The organism is Sinorhizobium sp. CB7 (assembly GCF_041357635.1).
Taxonomy (GTDB): domain Bacteria; phylum Pseudomonadota; class Alphaproteobacteria; order Rhizobiales; family Rhizobiaceae; genus Rhizobium.
Genome location: NZ_JAULLL010000003.1, coordinates 415,337 through 436,573 on the forward strand (window position 1 = coordinate 415,337; position 21,237 = coordinate 436,573).

The window sequence follows — 21,237 nt, forward strand, 5'->3', positions numbered from 1 at the left end:
TGGAAATAGCAGTGACGAAAACGGTCGAGATGCGGCTTACCGCGATCCGCTATCTCGCGCACGAAACCAACCTATTCGAGTTCGAAACCCTCGACGGCGGGGAGGTACCGACCGCCAAGGCCGGCGCCCATATCGCGGTCAATCTGCCCAATGACATGGTCCGGCTGTATTCCCTCGTCAACCCCGTCGAGCATGGCAATCGTTATACGATCGGCGTCAAGCGCGACCAAAGCGGTCGTGGCGGTTCGGTGTGCCTCCACGATGCCGTCCGCGTCGGCTCGGTGTTGAAGATCCGCGCGCCGCGCAACAATTTCACCCTCGACGAGAATGCCGGCCACAGCGTTCTGATCGCCGGGGGCATTGGAATCACACCGATCTGGTCGATGGCCCAGCGGCTCACCGAGCTCGGACGCAGCTTCGAGCTCCACTACGCCTGTCGCGACCGGCGCGACGTCGCCTTCGCCGAGCTGATCGGCAAGCTTGCAAATGCCAACATCCATATCGATTCGGAGGCCGCATGCTTTCTCGACATTGGCAGCATCATCGAAAATGCCCCGGCCGGTTCGCATTTCTACTGTTGCGGTCCCGGGCCGATGTTGGACACGTTCGAGGACCGAACGAGCCACCTTCCGCCCGAACAGGTCCATCTCGAACGTTTCGCTCCTGCGCAGCAGGCCGCCCTCGACGGCGGTTTCGTCGTGGCGCTGGAAGACAGCGGTCAAGAGTTTGACATCCCCAAGGGACAGTCCATCCTCGGCGTCCTGCGCGACGCCGGCTTCAATCTGGATTTCTCCTGTGAGATGGGCATTTGCGGCGCCTGCCAGGTCAAGGTGTTGGACGGTATCCCCGACCACCAGGACATGGTTTTGAGTGACGAAGAGAAGGCGCGCGGGGACACGATGATGATCTGCTGCTCGGGCTCAAAAACCGCGCGCCTGACCCTCGCGCTGTGAAACCGTTATCCGTTATCCGAATTGTTCTCGAGTAGACGAAGCAAATGCACGAACAGATCAAACAGCGGCTGATCGAAGCCGGCCTTATCCTCGGCCTCGCCGACCTGGGCGATTTCACCAGGGGTCACGTTTCCATTCGCGATCCGGGCGACCCGTCCCGCTTTTTCATGAAGCCGCACAGCCTGGGTTTCGAGGAAATCACCCCGGAAAACATAGTGGTGTGCGATCTTGAGGGCCAGAAGATCGGCGGCGGCGGGAGGCGCCATAGCGAGGTTTTCATCCATTCGGAAATCTATAGGGCGCGGCCGGATCTCGGTTCAGTCATCCATACCCATCCCAAGTACGCAACGATCTGGTGTTCCGGTGAGCGGCCATGGCGGATCGTGTCGCAGGCCTGTGTGCTCTTCGCCGACGGGCTTGGTTATTATCACGACACCGTCAATTTGATCCGGTCACCACAAACCGGTCGGGCTGTCGCCGAGGCGCTCGGTCATCACAAGGTGGTCATGATGCGCGGCCATGGCGTGACAGTTACCGGTGTATCGGTTGAAGAGGCGGTGATACGCACGCTGACGCTGGAAAATGCCTGCCACGATCAGGTTCTCTGTCTTGCTATGGGCGGAGATATCGTGGAGTTTGAGGAGAGCGACATAGCAAGTCTGGCGGCCAACCTCGATAATCGGGAGCAGTATGTCGTCAATTTTGACTATTTGGCGAGAAAGGCCAAACGCCGCGTCTTGTGAGGCAGGCAGGTAAGAGGAGGCCTCGCCATTAATCTAAAGCAGATCAATAATTTTCTCCGGGCGGTTGAAGCCGGCAATATGACAAAGGCGGCTGAGCAGCTTCACGTCTCTCAGACAGCGCTCGGCTTACAGATCCGCAACCTCGAAGCTATGCTTGGGGTTGAATTGCTGGTTCGTCACTCGCGTGGCATTTCAATGACGGAACCAGGGCGCTTGCTGTATGAGCGTGGTGCAGAGATTATGCGCCTCGTCGAAGAAGCTCGACGTGACATCTCCGCGTTCAGAAAAACGGGCGATCGCACTGTCTCAATAGGACTGACTCCGAGCACGATGAGGATGGTCGGCACCGATTTTCTCGTAACGGCGACATCCGACCTGCCTGGCATCACCCTTCGATTGGTCGAAGAATTGAGTTTCGTGCTCATGGACCTCCTCCAGCGCGAGGAGATCGATTTCGCCTTGGCCTATGATAGCTCCAGCAATCAAGGGTCAATGAGAACCGCACTCATGCAGGAAACCTTGTTTTTCATCACGGCTCCTGCTTCATCCTTTGACCCCGGCCCGGTTCCCTTCAATGAAGTCGTCGCATCGAACTTGGCCCTGCCAGGTGACAGAGATAATGTCTGGCACGCAGTTCATCGTGCCGCCAAGACGTCAACTCTACCGGTAAATGTTCGCTTTACCGTGCAATCGCTTGAGGCGATAAAGACTCTCGTTGAGCGAGGTCTTGCTACCAGCATCGTCCCATACGGGGCGGTTAAAGATAAGGTCGAGGAAGGCACTGTAGTGGCGCATCGGATCGTTGATCCTGAATTGAAACGTACGCTTTATCTTTTTGAACCGCCGAGCCGCTTGCCGGCCGCGCAGGACAAGATCTTGAAATCATTTATTGATGAACTTGTAGCGACATTGGCGCTCAGGATCGGAGATGGGGCGCAGGTTATCGGGCACTGTGGCGACGAGCCGTTGTGATCACAGAAAAGCGGGCTTCAGCCCGCTTTTCATTCCTCTTAACTGCGGGCTTAGTTCGGATTGCCCTGTATGATGATGCGATCGTACAGTGGTTCCCATTTTTTCGCACTGTCGAGCTTATCCGTCGGATCGGAAATCTCAATCTTGACACCCTTGAGCGGCGACTCGACTTTGGTCGACGTCGGGACGTAACCCAAATCGACAAAAGCTTTTTGTCCTTCCGAAAGCAAGTAATCCACAAACAGTGCCGCTGCATTGGGGTGAGGAGAGGTCTTGACCACACCGACCCCGTTCGAACGCGCGATCGCCGGCTCGAGTGCGAACCAATCAATTGGCGCTCCGTCTCTTTTCGCCTGTGCTGGCATGTAGTTATAAAGCGTGAGGCCCATCGGGACTTCGCCTGCGACGACAAGATTGTTCAGCAGCGAGTGCCCTTTTCGGATTGAGAGGCCGTTAACCCGGACGAGATCTCGAAAATACTGGAGCCCCTTTTCCTCGCCCATCGTTTTGGCGACTGTCGAAAACCAATCAATATCCTCCAACTCGAACCCCAGTTTGCCTTTCCACTTGGGATCGAGCAAGTCCTGATAGTTCTTCGGCAGTTCATCCTGCGAGATCAAATCGGTATTATAAGCTTGCACCCAAACTGACAGCAGCGTGCTCACCCATTCCTTGTGTGGTGGGATAGCTCCAGGCAGCAGATCAGCAAAATACGGTGATTCAACCTTCTGGAGCACACCTTCTCGATGCAGGGCTTCCATTTCCGGCGCGCTGATGTGAATTGCATCGACAGTCGCTCGCTCCGCCTTCTGCTCCTGCACGGTTCGTTGCAAAACGTCGTCGCCACTGGCGCGCCAAACCGTCACTTTGATCCCATATTTCTTTTCAAAGGGTTCGATGAGCGGCTGTACATCTTTCTGCGCGATAGAGGTGTAAAGCATCAACTCGCCTTCTGCCTTCGCCGCCGCTTCCAGTCTCGATGCCCGGTCGGGCGATGTGGACGTCAAGATCGAGTTATCTGCGGCGGCCGTGGTCATGCAACCAGCTGCGATGACGCTCGTCACGGTCGCAACTCTAATCAGTCCTCTACGAAAAAGCATTTTCTCCTCCTCACGTGGTCGCGCATTCGCTGCGCCATCGTCAATGGGTCTCAAGTCCTGACTGCAACCCGTCAGTGGATCACAGGTTCTTCCTCACCCCTCGAACGGTACACAGACGATGATCCTGCCAAAACAGCAAAAAACTGCGATCTGACCCATGAAAAATCTCGTGGTCATGTGGATGACCTTTATTTTATCAAACCTTAAAGGCGAGCGAAGAGCGGCTCGCACCCAAGAGGAATTGCAGGGAGCAAGCGGCCATGGCGGATTTGCGGCTAACGATGGGATGTTGGGATTACGATCGCACACGAGCGATCATGGACGGCTCCATAAAGCCGGACGGCATCGATCTGACATGTCTCAGTTTGCCGGTAGAGGAAACATTTTTCCGGATGCTGCGGTACCGGGAATTTGACATTGCTGAAATGTCTTTGTCTTCCTATGTCGTTTCGCTGTTCAAACCTGAACGATCGTTCATTGCAATCCCGTTCTTTCCGTCGCGCTTTTTCCGCCATTCATCGATTTACGTAAACACCGCATCGGGTATCAGCGAGCCAAAGGACCTGATCGGCAAGCGCGTCGGATGTCCGGAATATCAGATGACGGCCCCGGTTTGGATCCGTGGTATCCTGTCGGATGAATACGGCGTCCCGGTCGATAGCGTGACCTATTACACGGGCGGTGAAGAAGCGCCCAATCGATCCGAGAAATTGAAGCTGCAACTGCCGGAAAATATCAGGGTGCACCCAATAGGGCCCGAGAAGACGTTGGCAACAATGTTGCGCGACGGCGAAATCGACGCCCTTTACACCGCGCGAAAGCCGTCCACGTTTTCCTGCAAGGCCGGCAACGTTAGACGCTTGTTCGATGACTACGTTGGCGTCGAGCGAGCCTATTTCGCTCGAACGGGCATTTTTCCGATAATGCACACGGTCGTCATCAGACGCGAAGTCTATGAACGTAATCGATGGATCGCGCGTTCGATCTTCAAGGCGTTGCAGCAGTCGCAGCGAAAGACCTACCAGGATCTCAGCGAAACGGCGGCCCTGAAGACCATGTTGCCGTGGGCGATGGCCCACTACGAGGAGGCCGAAGGCGATATGGGGAAGGATTTCTGGCCGAACGGCTTCGAGAAAAATCGAAAAGTGCTGAATACCTTCCTTCGTTACTCCTATGAGCAGGGCCTTTCGCAAAGGCAGCTGGATGCCGAGGAGATCTTCGCTCCGGAGATACTAGAGGAATTCGTCATCTGAGGGCCGCGCGCCCCAAGCGAGTTGATAGACAAAGAGCCGCGTGAACCGCGCGGTCGTCCACTGGGAGGAGGGCGAAATGGCAGTTTTTACCCCTGAGAACGAGCGCATCCGCTCTTCATTTTCCATGCCAACTTGGCTCAACGCAAAGGGCATTGTCATAGCCGTCGCGATGTTGATCGTTTTCTGGCTTGCAGTTATCCCGCTCGGCTTCCTTTTGTGGCAAAGCTTCCATTCGACCGGGACCTTGCAAACGCCCTCGGTACTAACGCTCGAAAATTATGCGACCGTTTTTGAGAGTGCCGAGTCGCTGGTCTTGATGGGAAACTCATTGCAGTTCGCCCTTTTCACGGCAGCGTTCGCTCTCGTCTTGGGTACATTCTTCGCGTGGGTGAATGAGCGTACAAACACGCCCTTCAAATCGCTGTTTTTTGCGATGTCGATTATCCCTTTGATCATACCGGGCATCTTGTTCACGGTGTCCTGGATCATGTTGGCGAGCCCAAAGATCGGGATATTGAACAAAATCCTCGGCAACTGGTTTGACATCTATTCCATGGCGGGGATGGTGTGGGTCGATGGCTTGCACTACGCGCCCGTTGCTTTTCTCCTGGTGACCGCAGCTTTCCGCTCAATGGATCCCTCACTGGAGGAGTCAGCCATGATGAGCGGTGCATCGATCGCTCAGACTGCATTCAAGGTGACCCTCAAGCTTGCTTGGCCCGCCGTTCTCGCCGCCTTCATTATTCTATTCATTCGGGCTATCGAATCCTTCGAGGTGCCCGCTCTGTTGGGATTGCCAATAGGTCTGCAGGTTTACACGTCTGCAATTTACGACGCCGTTCATAGCTATCCAAGCAATATAGGTTTGGCATCAACCTATGCGGTCGTACTGCTTCTTATCACGTCGATAGGGATTTATTACCAGTCGCGGCTGTCGAGCCAGGGAAGCAAGTATTCGACCGTTACAGGAAAGGGCTTCCGTCCAAGGGTCGCTGACATCGGGCGCTGGCGCTATGTTACGGGAGGGGTTTTTATCCTCTATGTGACGCTGGTTGTCGGTCTTCCCTTCCTCGTCCTTCTATGGGCTTCGCTTCAACGTTACTATTCGGCGCCCTCCTGGGCTGCAGTTCAGCGTTTGTCGTTCGGTGCATATCAAAAGGTACTTGAGTATCCTGGTTTCTATACGGCCGTGTGGAATAGCGTAAAGCTCGCGCTCGGCGGAGCAACCGTTGTCATGTTGCTAACGTCCGTCATCTGTTGGATCACCGTCCGGACCAAAATACCCGGCCGTTGGCTGCTGGACGTGCTGGCTTCGCTGCCGCTCGTGTTTCCGGGCATCGTGCTTGGACTTGCGCTCATGGTGTTTTACCTCAACGTCGACATTGGCATCTACGGTACGCTTTGGATCATGCTCATGTCGTATGTTATCAAGTTCATGCCTTATGGAATGCGATACAACGCGACCTCCATGGTGCAGATCCACAAGGAGCTTGAAGAGTCCGCAGAAATGTGCGGTGCCTCGTGGCTCATGACCTTCAGAAGTGTTGTTCTCCCTCTCCTGAAGCCGGGATTCGTAGCCGGGTGGATCTATATTATCGTCGTGTCCGTGCGAGAACTATCAAGTTCCATTCTTCTGTATAGTCCGGGCAATGAAGTCATTTCCATCATGATCTGGGAGTTCTGGCAGAACGGTCAGTATACAGAGTTGTCCGCTTTTGGCGTCATGATGATTACGGTGCTTTTCTGCTTCGTCATGCTTGTCCAACTCGTGTCAAAGCGCCTTGGTGTAAAGGGAATTTAGGGAGGAACCTATGCTTACGATCGAAAACCTCAGCACCATCTATCAGGCGCCGTCGTCAAAGCCTGTGCTCGCAGCAAGCGATATCAGCTTCTCTGTTCCCAAAGGCCGCCTATTCACATTGCTTGGCCCCAGCGGTTGCGGCAAGACGACGACGCTCCGTTCCATTGCCGGATTGGAGCGGCCCACCGAGGGCCGAATTACGGCCGGAGGGCGTGTGATGTTCTCTGGAACCTCCAACATATTTGTCGCGCCTAATCAACGGCAGTTCGGCATGGTTTTTCAATCTTACGCGATCTGGCCGCACATGACTGTCTTCGAGAATGCTGCTTTTCCGCTGCGGGTGCGATCGCAGCGACTATCAGCCAAGGATATCAAGGACAAGGTGATGCGAATGCTAAACGCCGTGTCGCTTGATTATCTGGCCGATCGAGCTGCGACTCGACTCTCGGGTGGGCAGCAACAACGTCTTGCTCTGGCAAGAGCACTTGTGATGGAACCCGAGTTGCTGCTTCTTGACGAGCCGCTTTCAAACCTTGATGCGAAGTTGCGTGAGAAGATGCGGTTCGAGCTGAAAAAGATACAGCGCGAATTGGGCATCACGACGATATATGTCACTCATGACCAAAGCGAAGCTCTCGCACTTTCTCACGAGATCGCCGTCATGAACCAGGGGAAAATCGTTCAGATTGGCTCGCCGCGAGACATTTACGACCGCCCGGCAACTAGTTTCGTCGCCGACTTTATCGGGAATACCAATTTCGTCGAAGGTAATGTACGAAGCGCAATGGGTGATTGCCTCATGATCGACAGCGCCATCGGTACCCTGAGTGCGGTTAAAAAAGAAGGTTTACCCGACGGATCCCGTGTCTTCCTGTCCATTCGTCCCGAGGATCTACGGCTTTCTGAGACCGAACCAACGGCGAGCAATCATACTATGCTTATCGGGACCGTGCGCGCTAAGGTTTTCCTCGGGGAATGCGTTGACTTCAAGGTAGAGATCAACGGCGTCGAGCTAATGGCGCGTAGCCACCCATCCGTCCGGACGCATGTTGATGAGACGATTTTCATTTCGGTCGATCCGTCAAAGTGCACTGTTCTTTCGGATGTCCCTCCGATTGGAGAGCGAATGCACTGATTAGACGGCGCGCGGTGAACGCATCGGAGTTACACGGTGCGCTACGCATTGCTGTCGAGTGTGCTACTCCACTATGAAGATCGGATGTCTCAAAGAGAGACCGACGCGTCCTCATATTGGCGAAGTGATAGAGCAGAAGCTATTTCAATCGCAAGCGATTGATTTCGCTACCCGCACCGGCATCACGATCCGGTGGAAGGAAGCTTCGGATCAACACTCATGCTCACCCTCATATCCTCTCAATCTCGTGCTGACGCGTGCGCTCTGAGGATCGCGTCAGCGTGGAGCGTGGTTATTTGAGACGGCTAGCGATTGCCGGCTCGGCCTGCAGTTGGAGGATCGTCCGGTAGAGTTTGATTCTCTTCATCGTCTCCTTGGCGTTTGTGAAGACGGATGCGTGGATCGATTGTCTGACCGGCGGCGTCATTGACGAGATCGTTCTTATGAAAAACCTCCTGCAGAGGAAGGTGATTTCACTTGGTGAAGTACAGGGCCGACATCAAGCTTGGCGGTTGGACGTCATCGGTCGCTTGGCAAGCGTGGTGGAAATTTTGCAATTGGATTGGAAATGTTTCCCTGAGGCGCACAAAGTACCGTCGACAACTGGTGCCGGGGGAGATGTCGTCAGCGAGCAGGAATTCCTAGAGGGCAGGGGCTGGAAGGACTTCTGGCGCCTGGATCCCTCTCTTTATCTGCCGATATTTCAGGATTCGGCGGCTGGGTGCTGCATCGCCACATTTCCAAAGAACGAAGTTTAGGTCTTTACCAGTTGCGCCGGGAGCAAAGCTCTTCGTGAGCAATCCGGCGTATTGCTCCGGTGGCTCAGTGCAATCGATATAAGGTTGCAGTTTGTTGATTGGGCTTACGCAGGATTGTCAATACCGTAGTTTCCGAAGTTGTCCCCCCGCGCAGCTAGAAGTAGGGTGTAATTCTCAACTTTAGTTTTTTACCCGATAGGATCTAAAGTTCTCCTGGGAGGCACGATGGAGGAAAGCCGAAGCGTCGTCGCCGTGTTTCTGCAGCACCGAGCAAACCTCATCGAATATGCAGCTGCAAGGGCGGGGCGAGAACACGCCGAAGACGTTGTGCAGGAAGCATTTGTTCGGCTCTCGGCGATCCGGGCAGATGGCACGGATTGGGCCTATGGCCCGCGCGGAGAAATTCGCAGCCTGAATGGCTATCTCTTCGGGATCGTGCGCAATCTCTGCGCCGATCGATTGCGCATATTGGCACAGGATCGGTCGCGCCACTCACCCGAGGACGCCCTCGAAAACGTGGCCCAGCAGGATCTGTCGCCCGAAGAGACTGTATCGGTTCGACAGCAACTTGAATTGGTGAAGCAGGCGATCGAAGCTTTGCCACCTCGCATAGCGACGGCGTTCAAGATGCGATGGATTGAGGGGGCTTCCTTCAAGCACATCGCGGCGAAACTGGGCGTCTCGGTCGCCCGGGCCGATCAGCTTGTCCGACAGGCGGAGATCAGGCTTGCGCAGCAATTGCCGGACTTCACTCCTCGTTATAAATGATATTTTATGTCGGCCCGGAAGTGCTGTTCATTTCTGAATGGGGTAGCGTTTACGTTCGGGCGAAATCTGCGTTTATACGGTGAAAAGCAGGAATGGTGAATTTGACCGATGAGCTCTCGGAGCAGGATTGGAGTGATGCCCGAACCTGGATTGACCGACTGAAGGCGGATCCGGATAACGAGGGTCTGCTGGTGGAATTCGAGGAGTGGTTGGGCGAAATCCCCTCCAGAGCGGGGGCCTATCGGAAGATACTTGATACGCTTGAAGCATTGCCACTGCTCAAGGAGCACTCGAAACATCAGAGCGGCGACCGCTGGCCCGGGGCGGGACCTGGATCCGAGGGAGGTTGATGGCTTGCGGAGTCAAGGGTGTTACTCGACAAGCTTGATCACGCTCAGCTGATCCCGTTGGATTTCCGCATCTGTAAAGGGTCGCCTCGGCAATATCTTCGCCAAGAAGGTGACGGTCTGATCAGCGTAGTGCGGAGAGTTCCTGTCCGATGATTGCCCGTAGGTGAGAAGGGCAAGCGCGACCGGACCGTCCTGATCCCAGCTCACGACCTGAATGTAACTCGAACCGCCCATCAACTGCGTTGAATAACCTTGCGACCCAAGCGGTCCGAGCGCCATCAGGTTCAGCACACCTTCCGCGCCGGTGCCGCCGTTCAGGGGTATTCTCCCAATAGCGCTGGGACGCGCCTGGGTAACGCCAAGCGGTACGTCGACTTCGAATCCCATGCGCTGCAACTCATCGACCGTATCTGCAATGGCTTGGAGAAGGGCATCTCTCACATCCGATTTCTCCCAGGCAATTCCTCGAGGGGTGGTGAGCGGATTCGATGGATCGAAGGGGTACCTCCATAGGTCAAGTTGGGACAATCCGCTGACGCGCCGCCAAAGTTCCCTGAACAGAACGGCGCCTTGACTACTGGCGTCGTCGCGTCTGTCCCACCGGCGCAGCGCCGCGCACCCGATCAGTGCCGATGGGGCTGCCACCGGCGCGGCGTCGTCGCAGAGATGATCGATATCGTCGAGGACCATCTCGGCTGCGTAATTGCGATCCCTCAAAAGCATCTGCCGCAGGTCGGTTGTCTCGAGCCTGCCTTTCTTTTCGGAAATCAGCTCGCGAAGCTGAAGATATCCCATCCTTGTGCGAAGATTTTGCTGCTCATTCACCCCTCCGATGATCGGTGGGTAATCCGTGAGCGGATGCTCGGCATTGGCAAGCCAATAGGAGTCGTTGCTGTTCAGCACATAGTCGCCGCGCTCGAGGACGGGCATCCGTTCCGCCGGAACGATCCCTGGCTGTGGAGATCCCTCCACCGTCTCCCAATCACATGCGGCTTGGGAACCGTCAAGGACAACCCTGTTGAAACGCGCTGCGGTTTGTCTTGCCTTTTCCGACGGCCGGCAGCTGCTGTATTGCTTTTCGGAAATGTTCGGAACGATGGACATGTCTGCGTAGAGGGTGTTGCCGAACCGGTCTGCGGCGATCGTGTTCACCCACGGTGTCCCGTGGAGCCGCACCAGTGCAGCGCGAAGCTCGGCAATGCTTCGTGCGCCGTCGATGCCGAGCCACTGATCCAAGGCTCGGCTGTTTTCCAGCATTGCATCGCGAACGGCATAGGCATGTTTGCGATCCCAGGTCAGGCCGCCATCGGCATCCTGGATGATCGGGCCAAAACGGCTCCAATATGTCGTGCGCATCACCGTCTGGATCGTGCCATCCGGCAGGAGCACATCGATCGGGACTTGCTTGGTCCGTATCTTTTCGGGTTGGCCGCCGTAGAAATACGACATGACATCATCAGGATGGAGCGTCAGTTCATAAAAGGTTCTGCGCTGGCCGGTAGAGACGGTATGGGTCCAGGCGACGTCCTTGTTGAAGCCGATAAGGATAGCCGGGAAGGGAAGGATGGAAGCGCCCATGACATCCAGTTGCCCCGGGATCGTCAGATGCATTTCATAGAACCGATCTGGACCATCCCAAGGGAAGTGGGGATTGGCGACAAGAATTCCGGTGCCTCCCGCAACCACATCCCGGCCCAACGCGTAGCCGTTGCTTCCAGGAGGAGATGGCTCAGCCTCGCCCGAAGATGCGGGGGAAGCTTCGAGCGAACCCGCGCCAGCCGGTGGCGGAACGGCAGCCGTGATCTCCTCCTTCAAGCTGGCCACGCTGCCTTCGATCATCTTGTCAGCCATCAGCAGAAGGATATCGTTCTCGGTCGCTGGCGTTACCCAATCGCTATTGCGGCAACTTGTTGGCCGCGATGGCGATGGCGTGTCGGACAGGTAACGATTGTATCCCGCGGCATAGCCGGCCACCAATTCTGCGGCATCCTGGCTGATGCCGGCGTAAAGCCGAGAGATTTGGTCAGGCTCGAGGTAAGAGCGGTAAAACGCATCACTTGCGAGATTGGCTGGCCCACCCCACGATGGCCGGCCTTCTGCGCCGAAATAGCGTGATCGTTGCCCGCGCACGGTGACAAGCATTTCAGCGATGAGGCAGAGATTGTCCTGCGCATAGGCATATGCCACCCCGTAGCCAAGGCTTCGGAAGTCCGAAGCCCTGATATGCGGTATGCCAAAGGTCGTCCGTGTGATCTGAACGTCGATCGCGCGGGCTTTCTCTCCGCCGGCATATGCCAGGTGTACCGGGACCAGGGCGACCATCAACGCGCTGCGAAGGAGCAGCGATACCCATTTGAAGGCTACTGGGCGAAGTTGGCGCTTTGTCATCTGGGATCCCCGTTTCGTCATCGGCCGATGAGGCGAGAAGCAATCGCCTCCCAGGGACGACGAAAGCGTGGCCAACTTTTCAAGGGCTCGTTTCTATTCGCCTTGATTCCGTGCGCCGAGATTCGCTGGCGCCAAAAAAGTTTCCATGCACCCCTAGAAAACCTTTCCGCAGCTCCGTCTTCCCACCGTTCGCCCGAGGCAACGACATCCTTGGGCCGCCGATGAACTGATTCCGGTGCCGCATTTGCGCATCATTTCGCGCGGCAAGGATCGAAGTGGGAGCGTTTCACATGAGTTGGGGTGACGAAAGCACTGACTTCACCGTAGTGGTCAATCACGAAGAGCAATATTCTATCTGGCCGACCTACAAGACGATTCCGGACGGATGGCGCGCCGCTGGAAAGACCGGAAATAAGGCGGAATGCCTCGCCTATATCGAAGAGGTATGGACGGACATGCGTCCGCTGTCCCTGAGAAAGGCGCTTGCCGAGCGTCAAGCGGCCGAAAGCGCATCGGCCTGAAGGGTGCGAAAATGCCGGGGCTCAATCTCCTTTGCATTCCTTATGCCGGCGGCACCGCGACGATCTATCGGAGCTGGAACAACGCACTGCCGCCATGGACAAAGGTCCATGCCTTTGACCTGCCTGGTCACGGAGCGCGTCGGCTGGAGCCGCTGGTCTCGGACTGGTCGTCGCTTACCGGATGGCTGCTGCGGCAGGTCGAGGACATCGTGCATGAGCCCTGCGCGATTTTCGGGCACAGCATGGGCGCCCTGCTTGCTCTCGAGCTTGCCCACGCGCTCAGGGCGCGCGGAAGTGAGCCGAAATGGCTGGGCATCAGTGCGTGCCGCGCGCCCGGTTACCGCGATAAGGAGCTCCAGTGGCTGGGCTGCCCCGAGCAGGAGGTTCTGAGTGAACTCAGATCGCTGGGCGGCACACCGGCAGAGCTTCTGGAAAGCCGAGAATTGCTGGACCTTGTCGTTCCGGTCATTCGCAACGACTTCCATCTGTGCGGCACTTACGCCCGGCCCGAACGGGAGCGGCTCAAATGCCCCATCACGGTCTTTGGGGGCACGCATGACGAAGACGTCTCGCACCCGCGCATTCATCTTACCGCATGGCAGAACGAAACATCGGGCCCCTGCTTTCTCACAATGATCGATGGTGATCACTTCTTCATCGAGTCACGCCGAGCAGAGGTCCTGACAGCGATCAGGAAAACGCTCTCCGAACTGAGGGCAGCAATGGGGTTCGTCGATGCCTGCTGAGCGCGTCTCACCAAAAGCGATGCTATTGACAGAACGAGCGGCGAGGGAAAAAAACGATCCGTCGCCGGCGGCGAATGCCCTGCTGTCGGCGGAACCAACGACGATACTGACCGCTCCCGGGGAGGTTCATCTCTGGATTTTCGATGTCGCCCAACTGAGCGCATCAACGAGCGAATTTTGCAGACGCTATCTTTCTCCCGATGAGCTGGAGCGGGCCCGACGATTTCGCTTCGCAGAAGACCAGATCAGATTTGCGATCGGTCGGGGCTTCATCCGCAAAATCCTGTCTTTCTACGTTGATCGGCCGCCATCTGACATCAGGTTCGATCTTGGCCGCCATGGCAAGCCCGTTCTTTGCGATGCCGATCTCAATGTCAATTGGAGCCACAGTGGCTCCATGTGGTCGCTGGCCGTATCAGGAGGCGGACGCGTCGGCATCGACATAGAGGCTGAAGCACGCGCTGCGGACTGGGCCGGCCCCGCATCGATCGCCTTCGGCCCGGATGAGATCGAATACATCATCCACGAACGGGATCCAGACCGGCGGAAACGCCAGTTCCTGCAGTTGTGGACCCGCAAGGAGGCTCTTCTAAAGGCCATTGGCAAAGGTCTACACGATAAGATGGCGGCTATCTCCGTCATCGGTCGGCATGGGGCGCCGGCAGACGTGCTCGATCTTGGTATCGATGGCCGTTGGTGGCTCAACCCATTTGCGACCGGGCCATTGTTTTGCGGCGCGCTGGTTACGGATTTTGAGGCCGCCGGCATTCGGGTCCTGGATGGCCAGGTGCTGATCGAAGGGCCGGCAGGCATCAACCCGCCTCCAACTCCGGCACGGCACTGTCTTGCCTCACACAAAGTGGAGCCATTGCCATGAGAGCATTGCAGCCCAATCCTGCGACAGCAATCGATGTCGCCGACACATGGAAGCATAAAGGAACGGAAGTCGTCCTCGTCCGTGGCGGGCGTGACGATATTCTCGCAGAGCATGCCGACGAGATAAAGGCCCTGGTCGACCGGCACCTGTGCCGAGAGGGCGCGATCCTCTTCCGCGGGTTCCGCAAAGTCGACGTGCCGGGCTTCAACGCCTTCGCCAGAAGCTTTGGGAACGAGCTCGCTTCCTATGAGTTCGCCTCGACGCCGCGCAGCAAGATCGATACGGGTGTCTATTCGTCGACGGAATATCCGGCGCACCAGTGGATTCCCCAGCATAACGAGCAGGCATACACACTGCGCTGGCCCCTTAAGATCTGGTTCTATTGCGACATCCCGGCGGAGGAAGGTGGAGCAACGCCACTCATGGACAGCCGCGAAGTCTACCGCAGGCTTCGGCCGGAGCTGCGCCGCACGTTTGCCGACAAGGGGCTGATGTATGTTCGCAATTACGGCAACGGCCTTGATCTCCCATGGCAGCAAGTATTCCAGACCGAAGACCGATCTGTCGTCGAAAAATTTTGCCGCCAGCAAGATATTCGCTGGGAGTGGTTGCCGGACGGGCAGCTGCGTACCCGGCAGGTCTGCCAGGCTGTCGCCAAGCATCCGGTGACCGGGGAGGACCTCTGGTTCAACCAGGCGCATCTCTTCCATGTTTCCGGCCTGGAACCGTCGGTACGAGAATCGCTGCTGGACGTCGTCGACGAGCAGGACCTTCCCCGCAATGTCTACTTCGGCGATGGCAGCCGCATCGACGATGCCCTGCTTGACGAAGTGCGCGACGTCTATCTCGACGGCCTTTTCAGCTTCCCCTGGGAGGAAGGCGACGTCCTGATGCTCGACAACATGCTGGTCACCCACGGACGCGCGCCGTTCAAGGGCAAACGGCGGGTGCTTGTCGCCATGGCCGAAACCTATCCGAACTGAAACCACCTTCGTCAAAGCGCGGTCCTTTACCGCTTCAACCCCGCAAAGGAGCTCCCGATGTCGGCGAACCCCGAAAGGCTTTTTGATTTTTCTCCGTATCTTGAACACCTCGATTTCTACCGCGACCTGGTGAAACAGTTTGCGGCTCATGACGCGTTTCGAAGCGCCGAGGTCGAGGAACTCGAACTTGACGAGGATTTTTACCGCCGCCCGCTTCGCCCGGAAGATCTGGACTACATCAAGTTCAAACGCGCGGTGACGCCCGACCGGATCAGCCTGCTTCCGTCATTGGCGGGCCAGCGGATGCTGCTTTGCATCAACGAGCTCGACGTCGCGCGCCTGCCGAAGGAAGGCAGCGAGAAAAGCTTCGAGGAGTTTCATCGCTTCTATGGCGGGGATGGCCGCATCTTGGCAGCCCGCATCAGGCCGTTCCTGGAGAACTACGTCTTCAGCCATCTGGCCGAGCCGTTCGAAGCCGCAGATATCGATGGGTATGTTTCGCAGCTTGCCGATCACCTGCGGAGCGAGGCGACAGAATGGAACAAGCTCTTCGAGCTTCTGCAGTACCGTGACTACGTAGAGGAAGGGCTTCGCTTCATTTTCATCCAGCGATGGAGCCTGTTGCCTGCTAAACGCGCTGCTCTGGCTAAGGCCGCAGCGGCGGGCTATTTCGACATTCTTCCTGAACCCGTCCGGCCGACGTTTTCGGTTGCCGGTTTTGATGACGCGCTGATGCGCAAGCTGGCCGACCGGGTCGGTGTGACCAAGCGGGAGCACTCCTACTGGCAGTTCTACCTGTCGACCAGCCTGGCCGGCGGCAATCTGCTGCATTCGTTCGCCGCCCGCCCAGACCGCGCCTTATCATTGTACGGGGCGGCGTTTGCCGCGGAAGCGGAATTCATCGCTTTCGGCTGCGTTGTCGGACAAGGGCTTGCACGCCTTAGCATGATGTCGGGCGACCAATTCGGTCTTGAGCTTCCCGCCACCATCGAGAGCATTACGCAACGCTTCAGGACTGTGCTGATTGAAGTCGAGCGGCTCTATGGAGCGCGTGGCGTTGCAGAGGTCGCCCAGGGCTTTGTCGCAGCCCGCAGGCTCGCCGCCTGCGCGTGGGATGACCTTCTTGAGCAGATGCGCTGGATCTCGGCGGTCGAACAGTATCGCGACATCGCCAAGTCGATCAGCGAGCGCATCGAGGCCGAACGTCCCGACATCGACAGGGAAACATTCATCGAGCCGCGCGAAATGTGCTCGACGACACATGTCCATAACGATCATCGCCTGGTCGTCATCCAGTCCGGCGACATGGTCTTCTGGGCAAATCTCGGCATGAAGCTGCGCATGAAGCCCGGCGAAATGGTCTTCGTCCCGAAGGGCCGGCTGCATGGATCCTCGATCGAATCGGACGAATGCACCTACCACCAGCCGATCATTCCTCCGGAGTGGATCGAACCGCTGGTGAACGAAGTCCAGCAACGCAAGGCGGCCGCCGAGTAGCGGCCTCTCACTCTGCCTGCCGTCGCACGGGGAAGCGGACATGTCGAACGAGCAAGAACGAGCCAAGTCGCCTGTCGAGGAGACGGCAACTTGGGAGGCAAGGATTATCCTGGGGGATCGGCACGGCAATGTCCTCCCGCCGGACTGGGTAGTTTCGGCCTATGACCGATTCCGCGCAGATGTCATGCATCCGAAGTTTCCGTGCTTCTTCGGCACGCAGGCGGAGCGGCGCGGCGAGATGTTCTACTCCTTCGTCAATGGGGCGGATCTGACGGATCTGCCCCGGACGATGGCCAAGTTTTCGGAGCTTTCGGCCGCAAGGGAGCATGAGAAGAATAATTTCGCGCTCTTCTTCGAACCGGATCCCGTCCCGCTCGGCCACGACGAATATCGCAAGCGCTTCTGGCACGTGCTGCAGTATCTGCACGACCACGATCCGACAATCACACATGACAGCGAGCTTCTCGAGCCGGACCATCCCGACTGGGAGTTCGAATTCGCCGGTGTCCAGATGTTCGTTGTCGGCTGCACGCCTTCCTATCAAAGGCGGCGCAGCCGCAATCTCGGCCCCGGAATGATCATGCTCTTCCAGCCGCGAAGCGTGTTCGTCGACGCGATTACACAAAAGGCCATCGGGCCCCAAGCCCGTGATCAGGTACGCAAGCGCCTGCTGGAATGGGACGGCATTTCCCACCATCCGGACCTCGGGGTCTACGGAGATCCGGAAAATCGCGAGTGGAAGCAATATTTTCTGCCCGACGACGACGACCCGAGCGCAGGACGGTGCCCGTTCCTCTCGCGCAAGCGCGAGCTGGAAAGGGAAGCTCTTCTTTCCATCCGTACTCTCAATTCAGTCACTGATCCCATCTTAACCGGATCGTCGGACAGCATCATCGATCGCCTCGCGCGATATGCGCGCGACATGCCCGATCAAGTCGCGATCCGCTTCCTGGTCGACGGTGAAAGCCTCGAGGAGGTCCTCACCTATCGGGAGCTTGATGTTCAGGCACGTCGGCTGGCCCATCGGCTGCGGGAAAGGGCTGAGTCGGGAGATCGCGCCGTGCTCCTGATGCCTTCCGGACTTAACTACGTCGTTAGCCTGTTCGCCTGCTTTTACGCCGGCATGATCGCTGTTCCGGCGTTTCCGCCGGAGGCGCAGCATCAGCAGAACCTCGACAGGCTTCGGTCGATGCTATCGGACAGCGAACCCAGCCTCCTCCTGACTGATGCAGAGCACTATCAGGACACCGCCTCCTTTGCACAGGAAGAGATCCTCGGGCAGTCGGTCCTTTTCCGGGTGGACAGGCATGCAGATTCCCCTCTGCTTTCCCTCAGCGGCGTTGAGCCGGAAGCGGTCGCCTTCCTGCAATACACGTCGGGATCGACCTCGACACCAAAGGGCGTCATGGTCACCCATTCAAACATCGCGGCGAATGAGGTTCTCATCGGCGAGGCCATGCAATTCGGCCCTCGCGACGTGATGGTGAGCTGGGCGCCGCTCTACCACGACATGGGTCTGATCGGAGGGCTTTTTGCGCCGATCTATCATGGCTTTCCGCTCGTGCTGATGACGCCGCAAGCCTTTCTTGAGCGACCCTCCCGCTGGTTGAAGGCGATTTCGAAGCATCGTGGCACGGCTGGCGGAGGGCCGGATTTTGCCTTCCAACTGTGCATCGATCGCGTTCGCGAAAGCCAGTTGCAGGAGCTCGACCTGTCGAGCTGGAGGGTCGCTTATTGCGGTGCCGAGCCGATACGGCCGGAAACCGTGACAAGTTTCGGTAATTATTTCGCATCGGCCGGCTTCCGGCCTCAAGCGCTCTACCCCTGCTATGGGCTGGCGGAAGGGACGCTGATGGCATCGGGTGGCCAGCCGCTATCGGGTGCGACGGCACGTTTCTTCGACCCCGAGGCGCTGGCGCGTGGGCGTGCGGTCGCCGCCGCGTCCGGGACCGGAATCATCGACTGCGGAGTGACCCAGAGGTGCCATGATATACGCATCCTCGATCCTCAGAGCCTCCTGCCTTGCCCTGATGGACATATCGGCGAGATTTGCCTTGCCGGGCCTAGCATCGCCAAAGGCTATTGGAAGAACCGCAAAGCCACCCGCGAAATCTTCATTACCGATCCCGATGGCAGGGTCAGTCTGCGCACGGGTGACTTGGGCTTTCTTCTTGAGGGCCGTCTCTTCGTCAGCGGCAGGCTCAAGGACCTCATCATCATCCGAGGGCAGAACAGCTATCCGCAGGACATCGAGAGGGCGATTGGCGATCATGTCGATGCCCTTCGCAAAGGTCGGATTTCAGCCTTTCCGATCACTGCCGGCGGTCACGAAGCCATCGGCATCGCGGCGGAGGTGTCGCCGGCAAAATTCGAACGGCTTGGCAGCGAAGCGATCCTTCATGCCGTACGCTCGGCGGTCTCCTCATCGCACGGAGAGGTGCCCGGGCTTGTGCTCCTCCTGAGGCCTGGCGATCTCCCACGGACATCGAGCGGCAAGCTCCGGCGCAGCGCCTGCCTGCCGGAATGGCTGAGCGGTTCGATTTCTCCCTTGGCCCACTACCATGCCGACGATCGCCAGCTTTTGGGACGCCCGCCATATTCCGCGCCGATCAGCGATGACGAGAAAACCATAGCATCCGTTTGGGAAGAGACTTTGGATATCGCCCGCATCGGCCGCGATGACGACTTCATTTCCCTCGGGGGCCAGTCGATCCTTGCAGCGCAGCTTGCTGCGCGTCTGGGCGAGATTTTCGCTGTCTCCGTTTCTCCCGCGATCGCCTTCAGTGCTCCGACGGTCGTCGAGCAGGCAGAAATCATCCGCTTGCTCAAAGACCGGCCTGGTCCGGTCGCAAGCCTGCCTCGAAGAGGACGATTTGTGCCTCTGACGCATGAACAGGAAGCGCTCTGGTTTCAATGGCAGCTGGAACCGCAGAGCGTTGCTTACAATGTGGTTCAGGTGCTCAGGATAGAGGGTGAAATCAGCGAGCAGGCGATGCTCGAAAGCCTCGGCGTGCTCTTGCAACGGCATGAAGCGTTAAGGGCGCGTTTTGTCGAGATCGACGGCATCCCCCATCAGGAATTTGGGCTCGAGCCGGCATTCGACTGGGCGCGCGACGATGTCTCAATCCTGTCTTCAGACAATAGGCTGGATGCGGCGCGCTCGATCCTGGCCGACGACATCGCCAGACCATTCGACCTGACACGCGACCCCCTGCTGCGCGTTCGCTGCGTGGCTGTTGGCGACGGCGCCTGCCTGGTCCAGTTTGTCACCCACCACATCGTGGCTGATGCTCGCTCGGCGGAAATTTTCCTCTCTGAACTTGCGGTGATCTACACGGCTGCCTGCAATGGAGAAAGGCGGCCGCTGCCGCTCCCCGCTTTTACCTATGGCGATTACTGCGTCTCGCAACGCGCGCATGAGGACCTTGGCGGCGCGTATGAGCGGCAACTTGCCTATTGGCGATCCTATCTAGGAACGGGCGACATCGTAGCGACGCTTCCCCCCGATGCCCGATCAACGGCTGAATATCGTGGGATCGGCAAAACGCTGGAAAGGGGGCTGGGACGATCGGCGTCGGAACGTGTCGGCGAGCTTGCGCAACAGTGGCGAACGACACCTTTCGCGGTCATGCTTTCGGCCCTTCTCCTGCTTGTCGGGCGCTATGGCGGCCAGACGACCGTTCAGGTCGGCGTGCCGATTGCCGGACGCGATTATCCCGGCACACGCGAGCTTGTTGGCGATTTCGTCAAGATGCTGGTCGTGCGCGGCGACGTTACCGGCAGCAAGACGATCGGCTCCTTCATTCGCGAGGTGCATCAAGGTCTGATCGTCGGGCAGCTCAACCAAAACATTCCTTTTACAAAGCTCGTCGAAGCGCTGCGCCCGGAGCGCGATGCGTCTGCGTCGCCTCTGTTCAATATCACCTTCAACCTCAGGAATCATGGAAACGGGACGAGCCTGCTTCTGGGCGATGCAATCGCTCGCCATCAAACGCAAATCATTCGGCCGGTCGCTTTCGACCTGATGATCGACGTGGATGAATTCGATCACGGCTTCTCGCTCTCGTGGTCCTATCGTCCTGATGTGTTCCATGCTGCTACCATTGATCGTCTTTCCGCCCATTACGGCGAGCTGCTCACCCAGATCGCCGCTGCCGGCGAGGAGACCCGACTTGCCGCGCTGACGCTGACTGTGCCGGTCGATCATGGCGAGCCGGCGAGCTACCCGTTCGTTCCCGTGACGGAGCGGATCGCCCGGCAGGCGTCTCTTGCGCCTCAGGCCGAGGCTGTCGTGTGCGAGGGCGAGCGTCTTTCCTATGGCGCGCTCGAGGCCTGGTCCAACCGCATCGCAAGGCGGCTGCAGTCCCTCGGGGTTGGTCCCGACGAGCGCGT

At 57.7% G+C, this 21,237-nt stretch carries 17 protein-coding genes; 15 read left to right on the top strand and 2 right to left on the bottom strand.

The window, feature by feature from the left end:
* Nucleotides 1-11: 11 nt before the first annotated feature.
* Genes AAE029_RS09010 through AAE029_RS09020 form a run of 3 tightly spaced genes read left to right on the top strand, consistent with a single transcriptional unit; the run spans nt 12 to nt 2,668 of the window.
* Nucleotides 12-953, top strand: a complete 942-nt coding sequence (locus AAE029_RS09010; protein WP_371072475.1) for a 2Fe-2S iron-sulfur cluster-binding protein — start codon at nt 12-14, stop codon at nt 951-953.
* A 44-nt stretch (nt 954-997) separates the two neighbouring features.
* Nucleotides 998-1,696 carry a class II aldolase/adducin family protein gene (locus AAE029_RS09015; RefSeq protein ID WP_371072476.1) on the top strand — a complete coding sequence of 233 codons (699 nt, stop codon included), beginning with the start codon at nt 998-1,000 and terminating at the stop codon, nt 1,694-1,696.
* A 42-nt stretch (nt 1,697-1,738) separates the two neighbouring features.
* Nucleotides 1,739-2,668: a LysR family transcriptional regulator gene (locus AAE029_RS09020; protein ID WP_371072506.1), complete on the top strand. Its 930-nt coding sequence runs from the start codon at nt 1,739-1,741 to the stop codon at nt 2,666-2,668.
* 50 nt (nt 2,669-2,718) lie between these two features.
* Here the strand turns inward: AAE029_RS09020 and AAE029_RS09025 are convergent, their stop codons facing one another.
* A complete protein-coding gene (locus AAE029_RS09025) occupies nt 2,719-3,768 on the bottom strand; it encodes an ABC transporter substrate-binding protein (RefSeq protein ID WP_371072477.1) in 1,050 nt (349 codons plus the stop codon).
* Nucleotides 3,769-4,367: 599 nt separating this feature from the next.
* On the opposite strand from AAE029_RS09025, the gene AAE029_RS09030 reads away from it, so the two are divergent.
* From AAE029_RS09030 to AAE029_RS09055, 6 genes are all read left to right on the top strand, one after another.
* On the top strand, nt 4,368-5,021 hold the full coding sequence (locus AAE029_RS09030) for a hypothetical protein (protein WP_371072478.1): 654 nt from the start codon (nt 4,368-4,370) through the stop codon (nt 5,019-5,021).
* A 76-nt stretch (nt 5,022-5,097) separates the two neighbouring features.
* A complete protein-coding gene (locus AAE029_RS09035) occupies nt 5,098-6,822 on the top strand; it encodes an ABC transporter permease (RefSeq protein ID WP_371072479.1) in 1,725 nt (574 codons plus the stop codon).
* A 10-nt stretch (nt 6,823-6,832) separates the two neighbouring features.
* On the top strand, nt 6,833-7,957 hold the full coding sequence (locus tag AAE029_RS09040; RefSeq protein WP_371072480.1) for an ABC transporter ATP-binding protein: 1,125 nt from the start codon (nt 6,833-6,835) through the stop codon (nt 7,955-7,957).
* Nucleotides 7,958-8,310: 353 nt separating this feature from the next.
* Nucleotides 8,311-8,715 (top strand): hypothetical protein, encoded by a 405-nt coding sequence (locus tag AAE029_RS09045; protein WP_371072481.1) that lies wholly within the window; start codon nt 8,311-8,313, stop codon nt 8,713-8,715.
* A 225-nt stretch (nt 8,716-8,940) separates the two neighbouring features.
* On the top strand, nt 8,941-9,483 hold the full coding sequence (locus AAE029_RS09050; RefSeq protein WP_371072482.1) for an RNA polymerase sigma factor: 543 nt from the start codon (nt 8,941-8,943) through the stop codon (nt 9,481-9,483).
* Between the two features lie 92 nt (nt 9,484-9,575).
* Nucleotides 9,576-9,833 (top strand): hypothetical protein, encoded by a 258-nt coding sequence (locus AAE029_RS09055; RefSeq protein ID WP_371072483.1) that lies wholly within the window; start codon nt 9,576-9,578, stop codon nt 9,831-9,833.
* Between the two features lie 21 nt (nt 9,834-9,854).
* Here AAE029_RS09055 and AAE029_RS09060 read toward each other — a convergent pair whose 3' ends face one another.
* Nucleotides 9,855-12,221: an acylase gene (locus tag AAE029_RS09060; protein ID WP_371072484.1), complete on the bottom strand. Its 2,367-nt coding sequence runs from the start codon at nt 12,219-12,221 to the stop codon at nt 9,855-9,857.
* Nucleotides 12,222-12,511: 290 nt separating this feature from the next.
* Here AAE029_RS09060 and AAE029_RS09065 point away from each other — a divergent pair, with 290 nt between their 5' ends.
* From AAE029_RS09065 to AAE029_RS09090, 6 genes are all read left to right on the top strand, one after another.
* A complete protein-coding gene (locus AAE029_RS09065) occupies nt 12,512-12,742 on the top strand; it encodes an MbtH family protein (protein WP_371072485.1) in 231 nt (76 codons plus the stop codon).
* Nucleotides 12,743-12,753: 11 nt separating this feature from the next.
* A complete protein-coding gene (locus AAE029_RS09070) occupies nt 12,754-13,488 on the top strand; it encodes a thioesterase II family protein (protein ID WP_371072486.1) in 735 nt (244 codons plus the stop codon).
* A gap of 25 nt (nt 13,489-13,513) precedes the next feature.
* Nucleotides 13,514-14,365 (top strand): 4'-phosphopantetheinyl transferase superfamily protein, encoded by an 852-nt coding sequence (locus AAE029_RS09075; protein WP_371072487.1) that lies wholly within the window; start codon nt 13,514-13,516, stop codon nt 14,363-14,365.
* On the top strand, nt 14,362-15,348 hold the full coding sequence (locus AAE029_RS09080) for a TauD/TfdA family dioxygenase (RefSeq protein WP_371072488.1): 987 nt from the start codon (nt 14,362-14,364) through the stop codon (nt 15,346-15,348). The genes AAE029_RS09075 and AAE029_RS09080 overlap by 4 nt, the downstream gene beginning before the upstream one ends.
* Before the next feature lie 57 nt (nt 15,349-15,405).
* Complete coding sequence (locus AAE029_RS09085; protein ID WP_371072489.1) at nt 15,406-16,845, top strand: hypothetical protein; 1,440 nt, start codon at nt 15,406-15,408, stop codon at nt 16,843-16,845.
* Nucleotides 16,846-16,885: 40 nt separating this feature from the next.
* On the top strand, nt 16,886-21,237 hold a 4,352-nt coding region (locus AAE029_RS09090; RefSeq protein ID WP_371072490.1), incomplete at its 3' end, for an AMP-binding protein.

What these genes read in the sequence shown, in the direction of transcription:
- AAE029_RS09015 (WP_371072476.1), top strand. Translation starts at nt 998, where the DNA reads ATGCACGAACAGATCAAACAGCGGCTGATCGAAGCCGGCCTTATCCTC.
- AAE029_RS09025 (WP_371072477.1), bottom strand. Translation starts at nt 3,768, where the DNA reads ATGCTTTTTCGTAGAGGACTGATTAGAGTTGCGACCGTGACGAGCGTC.
- AAE029_RS09030 (WP_371072478.1), top strand. Translation starts at nt 4,368, where the DNA reads ATGACGGCCCCGGTTTGGATCCGTGGTATCCTGTCGGATGAATACGGC.
- AAE029_RS09035 (WP_371072479.1), top strand. Translation starts at nt 5,098, where the DNA reads ATGGCAGTTTTTACCCCTGAGAACGAGCGCATCCGCTCTTCATTTTCC.
- AAE029_RS09040 (WP_371072480.1), top strand. Translation starts at nt 6,833, where the DNA reads ATGCTTACGATCGAAAACCTCAGCACCATCTATCAGGCGCCGTCGTCA.
- AAE029_RS09050 (WP_371072482.1), top strand. Translation starts at nt 8,941, where the DNA reads ATGGAGGAAAGCCGAAGCGTCGTCGCCGTGTTTCTGCAGCACCGAGCA.
- AAE029_RS09055 (WP_371072483.1), top strand. Translation starts at nt 9,576, where the DNA reads ATGGTGAATTTGACCGATGAGCTCTCGGAGCAGGATTGGAGTGATGCC.
- AAE029_RS09060 (WP_371072484.1), bottom strand. Translation starts at nt 12,221, where the DNA reads ATGACAAAGCGCCAACTTCGCCCAGTAGCCTTCAAATGGGTATCGCTG.
- AAE029_RS09065 (WP_371072485.1), top strand. Translation starts at nt 12,512, where the DNA reads ATGAGTTGGGGTGACGAAAGCACTGACTTCACCGTAGTGGTCAATCAC.
- AAE029_RS09070 (WP_371072486.1), top strand. Translation starts at nt 12,754, where the DNA reads ATGCCGGGGCTCAATCTCCTTTGCATTCCTTATGCCGGCGGCACCGCG.
- AAE029_RS09080 (WP_371072488.1), top strand. Translation starts at nt 14,362, where the DNA reads ATGAGAGCATTGCAGCCCAATCCTGCGACAGCAATCGATGTCGCCGAC.
- AAE029_RS09085 (WP_371072489.1), top strand. Translation starts at nt 15,406, where the DNA reads ATGTCGGCGAACCCCGAAAGGCTTTTTGATTTTTCTCCGTATCTTGAA.